Here is an 11,717-nt window from a genome sequence, read left to right on the forward strand (position 1 = left end):
CACAGTAGATCACAACACACTCAATACACGAATCATGAAAAAAGCATTGATCACCGGGGCCAACAGAAGCATTGGCTTCGAGACCGCCCGCCAACTGCTGCAACAGGGCTATTACGTTTATCTCGGTAGCCGCACGTTAGCCAACGGCCTACAAGCCGTCAAAACCCTGAAAGTCGAGGGGTTAGCCGAGGTGGAAGCCGTACAACTCGACGTAAGCGACGAGGCATCGGTGAAAGCGGCCCGCGCTGAGATAGGCCAAAAAACCGACGTGCTGGACGTGCTGATCAACAACGCCGGGATTAGCGGTGAGCTGCCGCAAACGGCAACCGGGACAGATGTAAGCGTTTTCAGGCAGTTGTTTGACACCAATTTATTTGGTGTGGTGCTGGTGACCCAAGCGTTTGTAGATTTGTTGCACCAGTCGCCCCAACCCCGCATCGTGAATGTAACCTCAGGCTTAGGTTCGCTCACCCTGCATACCGATCCTGAGTGGAAGTATTATCATGTTCCATCTACCGTGTACAACACCTCAAAAGCGGCCCTCAATATGTACACCATTGGGTTGGCCTATGAACTGCGTGATACCCCATTTAAGGTAAACGTAGTTGACCCCGGCTATACCGCCACTGATTTTAACAATCACAGCGGCCCCGGTACGGTGGCTAATGCGGCGGCTCGCTTGGTGAAAGCCGCTACGTTGGGGGCAGATGGCCCGACAAGCCAATTTTTCAGCGATGACAATGTGCCGGAAACGGGCATAAGCCCTTGGTAAACGTAGCAACACTTAACCAATGGTTCGGGGCTACCAAGGTAGCCGACCGTACAGCCGATAGCTGTACGGTCGGCTGCTTTTTGTACTGGTCTGGCGGCATTCAGACTGTCAACCCTTTTCCGGACGGGTCAGTGTCAAGGGGAACCAACGATTTTACTGCTCTAACTCAAACCCTTTCTTTTTCTTGGCTTGTCGGAAGCGATAACTGGCGGTAAGATTGATTTGCCGAATCCGAAATTGCCCATTCGTGGCCGTGTAAAAGTTAGCGCCCTCCGTGATGGACCGGAACCGGCGCGAATTAAACACGTCGATGACATTAAGAGTCAGCGTGCCGGTTTTGTTGAAAATTTCCCGGCTCATAGCAATGTCTAAAGCGGCAATCGCCTGCTGGCGGCCCTGTGGTTGCTGTTGGGGCGCGTCGTAATTACCCCGAAGTTGAACGTCGGTGCCCTTCAGGACGGAGAACCTTGAGGTCAGACGGGTGAACCAAGTATACGTATCGCTCTGGAATGAAGCATCCAGGTTGGCGCCATCGGTCGTAGCCCGGAAAAAATTGAAACTACCATCGAGTTTCCACCACTTAGCCAGGGCGTACGATCCGGCAAATTCCAGCCCGTAGGAATTTTCTGTGGCCAGGTTTTCAGGGCGGGTAGTGGCGAAGCCTGCGTCGTCGACGCGTCGGATGCGAATAATTTTGCCCGTCGTGTAGCGATAGTAGACCGACGAACTAATCGAACCTTTCTCAAAGTATTTGATGTGGCCCAGTTCGTAAGCATCTGTAAATTCGGGATTCAGATCGGGGTTGCCGCTAAAAAAGTTGCGCGCATCGCTGAAGGTCATGAACGGACTCAAGTCGTTGTAGGTTGGACGGCGTACCCGGCGGCTATAGCTTATCTGTAAGGCGTTTTGTCGGCGTAAATCGTAGGTCACATGGACGCTGGGAAACAAATTGGCGTATGACCGCGGATTCACCTGGTTGGTTTGCCTGAGCGTTGTTTTCACCTCAGTCCATTCGGCCCGCAGACCTGCCTGGTAGGAGACTTTGCCAGTCTTATTGCCGACGAGGCTGTAGAGCGCGTGGATCCGCTCGTCGTATACGAAGTTATTCGTCAGTCCGGGGAGTGGCACGGACACGCCGGATGCATTCTGCTCGGTTACGGAGTAGTCGTTCGTCATGGAACGGCTACTGCTTCGCAATCCAGCCTCGTATTTTCCTTGTTTGGCAAACGGCTGCACGTAATCGATTTGGAGCAGAAACTGCCGTTCGCCTTCGTCGTTGAGCGAGCGTTGTCGATTTAAGGGCAGAGCGGGTGTCCGGCCGTCCGTTTTGAAAACCTGTTGGGTAAACAGCTGATCGGAGCTTTCATAATTATCTAAAAACCGGAAATCTGCACTGAGTTCATGCCCCTTGCGCAGAAACGAACGCTTGTAGGTAAGCGAGTACTCCGCATTGGGTTCCGTCTCGGTTTCGTCCTGGGTGCGATAGGTGATGGCCGTTGGAACTTCGAGCGCATTGCCACCGGTAAACCGGACGTAGTCACGGTAGTAGATATCCGCTAAACGTCGGCTCAGGCTACCCCGGTAGGTATAGGCTCCGGTCAGGATGTTACGCTCATTGAAGAAATAGTCGATACCGGCCTGAATGTTGTTATTTAGAACCCGTTGCCTGAAATCACCATTTTGTCGGCTAATGATTGTTGTATCGTTGCGATAAACTTCCTGGTAGAGCGAATTTCGACCGGGCCGGGTGCGGTGAGCAATGGTGTAATTAATAAAGAAATTGAGACTTTTTCGGCGATAGTTCAAATTTGCCGCCAAGCCGAAATTGCCAGGATAACCCGTAATCAAATCGATGGAACTGTTAAAGCCTTCCTGCCGCTCTTTTTTTAAGATAATATTGATCACTCCGCCCATGCCCTCAGCCTCATAGCGCGCCGATGGGTTGGTAATCACTTCGACTCGTTCAATCATACTTCCCTGCAACTGCTGCAAACCCGCACCACCTTTGAAACTGACCAGTCCCGATGGCTTCCCGTCGATTAGAATGCGAACGCTGGGGCTACCCCGCAAACTGACGTTGCCTTCAACGTCCACGCCCACCGAGGGAATGTTTCGCAAGATGTCGGAAGCCGTACCACCCGCGTTGGCCAGGTCCTTGCCAACGTTGAAAATCTTCTTATCCAGGGCCAGTTCCATCTGACTCTTTTCTGCCTGCACCATCACCTCGGCCAGCCGTTGGGCCGACGATTTGAGTACCACTGTTCCGATCTGTACGCCGTTACTGCCAACGCGTACGGGTGAAATTAGCTTGCTCAGATAGGCTACTGAACTGATTTTGAGATAATATAGGCCGGCTGGGGTTTTAATGGTGAAAGTACCGGCTTGGTCGGCGGTGGCTCCACTCACTAAGGATGAGTCTGCGCTTCGATGCAGCGTAACCGTGGTAAAAGGCACGGGGGCGTTTTGCTCATCCACCAGATTACCCCGTATCGAAGCCGTAGAGAAAGAGGTTGTCTGGGCGAGGGAACCGCTAACATTAACCATCAAAAGAAGGAAAGTAAACCAATTTTTCATACGCATAGAAGGCTCAAATTGAGCGGCTTAATTTGACCAATCCAAAGCAGGACCGTCCGCAGCTGCGGTTCGTTGATATAAAATTGTGTTCCCCTGGTTATTCCAAAAATTAAATTAGACTGAATGCCGGAATTAGCCGGTTAAAAAAGGCATTTAAGGGGGCGAACGGCGATTCATTAAATCGGATAGGTATGCAGATAGGTATACAAAAGTAATCATGTGGAACCATTTGTACCCCTGCTGCGAACCGGTTTTAATTAGGCTTTAGGCAAGTATAAGGTGGTGATTCCCTGCCTGATCTAAATGGGAAAGGTATCGAGTTCGCGGTCGATGAGCTTGTGATCAAGAGGCACAGGCAGACTAATATAGTGAGGATCGACAAAGATGATGTTGAGCCGCTCATGGACCTGCCCGTAACTCGTTCGGTATGCTTGAGCAGGTGCTCGCTACTGGTAGTGGCTTTGTTACAGAGTAGGTCATATAGCCAGCAAAGACTTACATAGCCAGGAACGACCAATGTCGTCCAAGAAATGGTTTCTTTTACTGAACGCTTACTATGAAAAGTACAAAATAGTGAAGCCGCACATAATCACAAATCTGAAGTCACTATAATGGTAAAATACAATTCATTATGACCTCCCGAATAAGTCTGTAACGTCTTTTCGGTGGCCTGTGCTTTTTGCTGTCGACTGGGTTCACTACTGACAGACCGCTGTCACTCCCCTGGCTTTTCTTTGTCTTGTCAACCGATCGACAACTTTAACCAATAGTAACTCATGGAAAACACAGCGCAGCTTAGCCAAACGATGGAGCAGATCGTCCTCTCACCCCAGCAACTGCTTGCCCATTGGCAGGGACACCGGGGACTCACCCGCCGGTTGATCGAAGCCTACCCCAACGAGCACTTCTTTTCGTATACCCTGGGCGGCATGCGACCTTGCTCGGCGCTGATGGATGAAGTGTTGCAGATGGCTGACCAGAGCATGCAGGGCGTTATTTCGGGCGAGTGGCCTTCCTTTGGCGCGGGGGCGGAGGCAGCCCCCAAAGCAACGACCAAGGAGCAGCTACTGGCGCAGTGGGATGGGGTGACCGAGATGATTAATGCCCATTGGCCGCAGATTCCACCCGCTCGCTTTCAAGAAGTCGACAAGGCTTTTGGTCTGTATGAAGGCCCTATCTACTGGTTTCTTTTCTACCTGATCGACAATGAAATTCATCACCGGGGTCAAGCTTATGTCTACCTACGCAGCCTGGGCGTAGAACCGCCTGCTTTTTGGGATCGCCCCCAGGTATAGTTCGCCGGTGAGCCCCCAAGGGGTAAGCCGTTATAGAAAAGCCTTTGCCGCTCTAAAGATTGGCAAAGGTTTTTACGTATCGTGCTGGCGGCTATCCATTCCGTGGTACCTATTCTTCTCACGCGGAGAGCATTTTGAGACATCGTATATAAACCATTACGACCACTCCAGAAGCTCGGTCGAAAATTCGCGTCCAACCAAATAAATGGCTTACAAAGAACCAATTTGTCCGTATCGTTTTCGTGCTTGGGTGTTATAATTGGCTAGACGTATGAAAATTCGTTTATCTACTTAGTAAGCCTATTACTTTAAACCACTAATCACTACATAAAACAGAGTTCGATGAAATCAATTGCCCCCAATATCTTTGTTGCCGACATCCAGCAGACGATTGCCTTTTATCAACAGTTAGGCTTTAACCTGACTATGACCGTACCTCCCCAGGGAGATGAGTTGATTTGGGCCATGATGAACTGTGGTAGTGTAAGCTTTATGTTCCAGACTTTTGCCAATCTAGGGGATGAGCTACCGACCGTATCCCGACAACCGGGTGGTTCGTTGCTGCTCTATATCCAGACGAGTCAAATAAGCGACTATTTCAACCAGATTAAGGATAAAGTGACCGTTGTCAAAGGGTTAGAAAAGACCTTCTACGGAGCCACTGAATTTTCAATCGAAGATAATAATGGGTATCTGTTAACCTTTGCCGAAGATGAACACTAAAAACAACCTACGCCTATCGCTTACCGAAGGAGAACGGACCAACTTGCGAAAGAACAAGGTAAAAATGAGTGACTTTCTCCTCCACGCCCCCGACGAATTAGCTATCTACCTAAAGGCCACACCAGATCGGACACGGGAACTGTACGCCTTAGCCCAATTTCAAACTATTCCATCCGTTGGGCCAAGGTTTGCGAGTGATCTGATCTTCATGGGCTACTATTCACTCGCTGAATTGGTTGACAAAAACGGCGCTACTTTGACGGATCAGTATGAACAAAAAAAAGGCTATTGGATTGATCCCTGCGTGGAAGATCAGTTCCGATTAGCCGTTTATTATGCCCAAACGAGCGATGCTACGAAGACGTGGTGGGATTTCACTCATGAACGAAAGGCGTATCGTTCAGCCAATGGGTATCTAAGTGATAGGCCAACCTTAGCCTGGCACGAAACTCCCGCGTATGAACGAACCCCTGATGAGATAATTACCGATTAGTTTCCGCCTGAGGGTCATATAAAGAATTTTAGGTTGGTTCACTCGGAAAAATAGACGAGTAAATTGCAAACCAGGGTCGAGTGGCCGAGTCATGCCCGAACTAATTAAGCGAACGGTCAGCAACTGATCAAGTACGGGTTTTAACACCGTCGGCGCTCAGCCGAGCAGGCCGGAGAAAGCCTGTGGGCGCAAGTATGATGGGAGAAAAAGCGTTTCTATAAACGCCCGTTTTTCGGAGACGGCCTGTTTAAGCTGAAAATAATAGTTGCAGAAACTTGCGGCTGTCTTAAATTGCCATCTCGCGAATCAAGGTCTCACTTTGAGAGTAATAGATGAGTTTTTAAAACAAAGTGATGATTATTCATTTATTGGCCACTACAACATCACCAACGAGAAACTATTTGATAGTGACTTACTTGAAATGTACAATTTCGACCAGGTAAATATATGTAACAATGATAGTGCCTTAATCACTTAATTGTACAAATAGACATAGTCTTAAATTCGTCCAGCTAAACGCTTCTTTTATTAAACCACAAGGTGAGTGTGTACCACCCTTCAAGTAAGTTGATCATTGTCGAACAACCACTAATGATTTACAACTAACATTAAGAAGTATTCTGTTCTTCATTATTTTACTCCCTAATTGCCCTAAACACATTGCACACTACACTGCACAAGGCATAAAAAAAGTAGCTACGAATTAACGTAACTACTTGATTTTCAGTGCTCCCGAAGCTGGGCTCGAACCAGCGACCCTCTGATTAACAGTCAGATGCTCTAACCGACTGAGCTATTCGGGAGTGTATCGGTTATTGTGGGTGCAAAAATACAGAGCAGACCCGTATCACGCAAGTATCAGCCCTAAAAAAATAGGGTCCGGGAAACTGGAGTCAACTTTGTCAAAGGCTACGCCGCCCGGTTTCAAACCGCTCGGGCGGCCCGTTTGGCAAAGTTGACTCCAGATCCGATTACCGGAAGGCGTCGGGCCGATTGTTAGGTACGTTTTGCAGAATCAGTTCCTTCACGCGCCGGGCGTCGCTCTTTGTGAAGTTGTTGAGGACGATCTCAGGACGGGCACGCGGAATAACGTGTATCGTGGCGAAGAACAGGCCATTATCGATCTCAACGCCCGAAATATCAGAGTAGAACACAAAATTATCCGTACCGCCAATAAGTCTTTTCTCGCGGAAGGTTACGCCTTTGTCGTTGAACTCAATCTCATCACGCTTGATTGGATCTTTAAAGCTGCTGGAAGAAAAACGTTCGTTTGCCATGGGTTACAAGTTTATAGTTTGTGGTTTGTCGTTCGTGGTTGGCTGACGCGTAAGCTACTCTCGCGTCAGCCAACCACAAACTACGAACGACAAACTACTTTTTCGGTATGTAGATTACTTTTTTCGTTTCAAAAAACGGCTCCTCGAAGTAGTCGGAAAGGTCGTAGATGCGGTAACGGTCCTGGATTTCGGCCAGTTCTTCGGCGAGGTCGCCCCCTTTGAGGTACAAAACGCCATTGGGCCGGTCGTTGTTGCCGCTTTTGTGAATCTTGTAGCGCATCCAGCCCAGAAACGGCTTCAGGCGCGTGACCGCCCGGCTCACTACAAAATCATACGTTGTGTTCAACTGCTCCACGCGTACCTGTTCGGCTTTCACGTTGGTCAGGCCCAGCGCATCGGCTACTTCCTGCACGACCTTAATCTTCTTGCCAATACTGTCGACTAAGTGAAAGTCCGCCATGGGGAACAGAATGGCCAGTGGAATCCCCGGAAAGCCCCCCCCCGTGCCAACGTCCAGAATCTCGGTGCCGGGTTTAAACTGCACAATTTTGGCAATGCTTAGTGAATGCAAGACATGTTTCTCGTAAAGCGCGTCGATGTCCTGCCGCGAAATAACGTTGATCTTGGCGTTCCAGTCACGGTATAGCCCGTCAAGAGCCGCAAATCGTTCTTTCTGCTCTGTGGTTAGGTTAGGGAAGTATTTGAGAATGAGGTTCATCAACAATCTATAGTGATCAATGCACAATGAAAATGGAGAAGGCCGCATTGTACAGTATGCATTGCCCAGTGATACAATAGTATCTACCGCCAGAAATACCGTTTTTTCTTACTTGTGATAAGCGTTTTTACGCCTGCCACGCCATAATACAAGGTCAGCATGGCGTCCATAAATGGCACCGCTGCCCAATGAACAGTGTGCGCCAGCCGGTAGCTGATGCGACCAATGATCCCCCAGAAGGCCAATAACCGAAACACGAAAGCACCAGTTGCGGTGAGCAAAAGTAGCCATTCGGTTTGAGTAAATGGACGGTCAGATAGGGCCGTTCCCAGAGCTGTTAATCCAGTCAGTACCGCCAGCGCCCAGGTCAGCACGTGCGAGCCGGTGAGTAGACCGAGCCGAATTTTATGGCCGGTCTTGTAGTATTTACCCACGTTCAGGTGCCGCCGTTTCTGAATGCGCCAATCATTCCAGGTTTCTTTGGGCTTCGACCAGGTGAACGTAGCCGGGTCTATGCAAATGGTGGTGTTACGGCCCGTTGCCACTTCGTTCATGAACAGGTCATCGTCGCCACCCAACACGTTCTTATGCGTGTAAAATCCTTTGTTAGCAAAGAATGTGCTGGTGCGATAGGCCAGATTGCGGCCCACGCCCATGTAGGGCCAGCCCGACAGCGCCAGCGAGAAGTATTGTACGGCGGTGAAGAGCGTTTCGGACCGGATCAGCAGGTTTAGCAGGCCGGGCTGGTACTCATACGGGGAAAAGCCCAGAACGATGTCTTTCCCAGCGGTGGTTAGCTCAGCCGTCATGCCCGCCAGCCAGTTAACTGACGCGGGACGGCAGTCGGCGTCGGTAAGCAAGATGGTAGGGTAAGCGGCTTTTTTAAGGGCGATGGTCAGCGCATATTTTTTTGGCGTAATGTGTTCGTGCTCTTTGTCGATTCGGATAAATCGGACGTGGCTCAGATCGGAGATGTCGTTTTCTAAATACGCGCTGGTGCCGTCGATGGAACGGTCGTCCATAACTAACACCTCGAAGGTCGTATATTGTTGGGCATTCAGCAGGGGTAGCAATTCAACCAGATTTATCCGTTCGTTGCGGGCGCAGACGACAATGGTGACAGGTGGGGCAGAATCGGTTGCGGATGGGCCGGACTGCCGAAAGAGGGCCGTTCGGGAGAAAACAAAAAGAATGTAAATAAGCTGAATACTGACCATGAGCAGCCAGGTTATCAGCAGTGCTGTAATCACGAAGAGATGGGCAGTGTCGTTAGGTGAATGGTTTCCAGCCGCAAAGGTAAGGAGGAAAAGAGATTTAATCCGTTCGCGTTCCCAACCCTGAAGGGGTGAGATGATACAACTGCCCAAACGTCCTGCTCCAAAGTTGTAGCTCGGTTGAATTTGTATTAGCCCACCCCTTCAGAGTTGGGAACGCGAACCCCTTACCTTTGTGCAATGACATTTTCAATTGCTGCCCACGATCCGCAGTCCAACGCCCGGACGGGTACGCTGACCACCGATCACGGCCCTATTCAAACGCCTATTTTTATGCCCGTCGGCACGGCTGGAACCGTAAAGGCTGTTCACCAGCGCGAACTCGAAACCGACATCAATGCCGAAATTATTCTGGGTAATACCTATCACCTTTATCTGCGGCCGGGTCTCGACGTGATGAAAGCGGCCGGAGGACTGCACGGTTTCAACGGCTGGAAACGGCCCATCCTGACCGATTCGGGCGGATATCAGGTCTACTCACTTTCCAACACCCGCAAGATTAAAGAGGATGGCGTCACCTTTAAGTCGCACATCGACGGCTCCGGTCATTACTTCTCGCCGGAAGGCGTCATGGATATTCAGCGCACCATTGGGGCCGATATCATCATGGCTTTCGACGAGTGTACGCCCTACCCGTGCGACTACGGTTACGCCCGCACCTCAATGGAAATGACCCACCGCTGGCTCGACCGATGCATCGACCGATTTGATAGTACGGAGAGTCATTACGGCTATGAGCAAACGCTTTTTCCTATCGTGCAGGGCAGCACTTACCCCGATTTACGCCGACAGTCGGCTGAGGTGATTGCAGGCAAAGAGCGACCCGGCAACGCCATTGGGGGCTTAGCCGTGGGCGAACCAGCCGAGGAGATGTACGCCATGATCGAGTTGGTAAACGAGATTCTGCCCGCCGACAAACCACGCTATTTGATGGGCGTTGGTACACCGGCCAACATTTTGGAAGCCATTGCGCGGGGCGTCGATATGTTCGACTGCGTGATGCCAACGCGCAACGCCCGGCATGGGCTGCTGTTTACGACGCAGGGTACTATCAATATAAAGAACGAAAAGTGGAGCCGTGATTTCAACCCCATCGACGCCGACTTGGGAGGCTACGCCAGTACGTTTTACTCTAAAGCTTACCTGCGGCACCTGTTCAAAGCCGATGAACTGTTGAGCGGGCAGATTGCCAGCCTGCAAAATCTGACGTTTTATTTGTGGTTAGTGCGACAGGCGCGGGCACATATCGCGGCCGGTGATTTTGTGTCGTGGAAGAACGAAATGGTCGTTCGTCTGATGCAACGGCTGTAAGTTCGGTCAATTTTTGTCTCCTGACCTATAGTATATTATCGGTGAAATAATATATTTGTAAACTATTTTGTTATAAATGGTACTTCCGTAACTTGACTTTTAAGAATGTGGCTGTCCAGCAGATGCTGAATAATTCCACTTTGTCTCCCCGACTCGACCTTTCGGCGGGGTTACTTGCCCGCACGATGTGGCGGGGACGCTCGTTGCTGCTGCGCATTACTGCTTTATTTGCCGCGCTGGGTGTTGGGGTGGCCCTGCTACTGCAACCCGAGTTTGTGTCGGAGGCCCGGATCATGCCCGAAATGGGCGGGAGATCGGGCGACATGCTCCGGCGGCTGGCGTCGGTTTCGGGATTCAGCGGAGTTGACATGGCCCATAATGAGGAGATAGACGCTATCCGGCCTGATCTGTACCCTAATGTACTCCAAAGTACACCCTTCATTCTGTATCTTATCGACCAGTCTGTGACAGTCACCAGCGGTCAGCAATCGACGGTTAGCGCGGTGCTGATGCCGGACGGAGGGCTTGGCTCGTGGTTGCGAGCGTTGATTGAGACCGATGAACTAACCACCAGACGAACTGCGAATCGGATTGGTGACAAGCTGATAAAACGCTCAAAGCGACAGCAGGAATTAGTTGAGGAGGTTGGTCGGCGGGTTAGTGCCCGGTTAGATACCCGGTCGGGTATAATTAGTATTTCGGCTAAAATGCCAGACGCTACCGCAGCCGCTGGAGCGGCTCAACTGGCAATGGACTACCTTACGGAGTACGTAACGAACTACCGCACCGAGAAGGCCCGGCTGGATCTACGTTTTTACGAATTACGGTTGAACGAAGCCCGTTTGCGCTATCAAAAGGCACAGTTGACGGTTTTTCGGTATAACGATCAGCACAAATACGCCGTCGTTGTCATGCAGGCGGCCACGATGGAAAAACAGCGGATGGACGCTGAACTGAGCATTGCCCAGACGGGGTACACGGAATTGTCGCGGCAGTTTGAGCAGGCCAAACTCAGAGTGCAGGAGCGGACGCCCGTATTCAAAGTGCTCGAACCGGCGCAGGTGCCGCTCAAACGCGTCTCGCCGAAACGCACAATCATGGTATTGCTTTTTATGCTGGCTGGGCTGGTAACCGGTGTTGTTTACCTGATGGCACAGGTGAACGACGTTGTTGGTCGGATGCGGGCGATAATTCAGGATTCCCACGGCTAAACCCGTGGGCTGATATAAAGCCGCCGGTTGTTAGCTCACGCGTTTATAATAGGTGACAAGGATGCTTTG

At 50.5% G+C, this 11,717-nt stretch carries 10 protein-coding genes and 1 tRNA gene; 6 read left to right on the plus strand and 5 right to left on the minus strand.

Annotated features, from left to right (window positions below):
• Positions 1-34 precede the first annotated feature (34 nt).
• Positions 35-772 (plus strand): SDR family oxidoreductase, encoded by a 738-nt coding sequence (locus tag ACYVHB_RS07165; RefSeq protein ID WP_461050968.1) that lies wholly within the window; start codon positions 35-37, stop codon positions 770-772.
• A gap of 153 nt (positions 773-925) precedes the next feature.
• Here the strand turns inward: ACYVHB_RS07165 and ACYVHB_RS07170 are convergent, their stop codons facing one another.
• Complete coding sequence (locus ACYVHB_RS07170) at positions 926-3,346, minus strand: TonB-dependent receptor domain-containing protein (protein WP_461050970.1); 2,421 nt, start codon at positions 3,344-3,346, stop codon at positions 926-928.
• Positions 3,347-4,122: 776 nt separating this feature from the next.
• On the opposite strand from ACYVHB_RS07170, the gene ACYVHB_RS07175 reads away from it, so the two are divergent.
• The 3 genes from ACYVHB_RS07175 (at position 4,123) to ACYVHB_RS07185 (ending at position 5,857) form a co-directional block, all read left to right on the plus strand.
• Positions 4,123-4,641, plus strand: a complete 519-nt coding sequence (locus ACYVHB_RS07175; RefSeq protein WP_461050960.1) for a DinB family protein — start codon at positions 4,123-4,125, stop codon at positions 4,639-4,641.
• A 342-nt stretch (positions 4,642-4,983) separates the two neighbouring features.
• Positions 4,984-5,364, plus strand: a complete 381-nt coding sequence (locus ACYVHB_RS07180) for a VOC family protein (protein ID WP_461050972.1) — start codon at positions 4,984-4,986, stop codon at positions 5,362-5,364.
• Positions 5,354-5,857, plus strand: a complete 504-nt coding sequence (locus ACYVHB_RS07185) for a helix-hairpin-helix domain-containing protein (protein WP_461050974.1) — start codon at positions 5,354-5,356, stop codon at positions 5,855-5,857. The genes ACYVHB_RS07180 and ACYVHB_RS07185 overlap by 11 nt, the downstream gene beginning before the upstream one ends.
• 729 nt (positions 5,858-6,586) lie before the next feature.
• Here ACYVHB_RS07185 and ACYVHB_RS07190 read toward each other — a convergent pair.
• The 4 genes from ACYVHB_RS07190 to ACYVHB_RS07205 form a co-directional block, all read right to left on the minus strand.
• Positions 6,587-6,660: transfer RNA gene (locus ACYVHB_RS07190), tRNA-Asn, on the minus strand.
• 168 nt (positions 6,661-6,828) lie between these two features.
• Positions 6,829-7,134, minus strand: coding sequence for a hypothetical protein (locus ACYVHB_RS07195; protein ID WP_461050976.1), 306 nt, complete (start codon positions 7,132-7,134; stop codon positions 6,829-6,831).
• Positions 7,135-7,228: 94 nt separating this feature from the next.
• A complete protein-coding gene (rsmG, locus tag ACYVHB_RS07200) occupies positions 7,229-7,852 on the minus strand; it encodes a 16S rRNA (guanine(527)-N(7))-methyltransferase RsmG (RefSeq protein WP_461050978.1) in 624 nt (207 codons plus the stop codon).
• Positions 7,853-7,935: 83 nt separating this feature from the next.
• Positions 7,936-9,102, minus strand: coding sequence for a glycosyltransferase (locus tag ACYVHB_RS07205; RefSeq protein ID WP_461050980.1), 1,167 nt, complete (start codon positions 9,100-9,102; stop codon positions 7,936-7,938).
• 204 nt (positions 9,103-9,306) lie between these two features.
• Between ACYVHB_RS07205 and tgt the strand changes: the two genes are divergently transcribed.
• Both tgt and ACYVHB_RS07215 read left to right on the plus strand, forming a co-directional pair.
• Positions 9,307-10,437 (plus strand): tRNA guanosine(34) transglycosylase Tgt, encoded by a 1,131-nt coding sequence (gene tgt, locus ACYVHB_RS07210; RefSeq protein ID WP_461050982.1) that lies wholly within the window; start codon positions 9,307-9,309, stop codon positions 10,435-10,437.
• Between the two features lie 140 nt (positions 10,438-10,577).
• Positions 10,578-11,648, plus strand: coding sequence for a Wzz/FepE/Etk N-terminal domain-containing protein (locus ACYVHB_RS07215; RefSeq protein ID WP_461050984.1), 1,071 nt, complete (start codon positions 10,578-10,580; stop codon positions 11,646-11,648).
• The last annotated feature ends 69 nt before the right edge of the window (positions 11,649-11,717 follow it).

It is taken from the genome of Spirosoma arcticum (genome assembly GCF_054779955.1).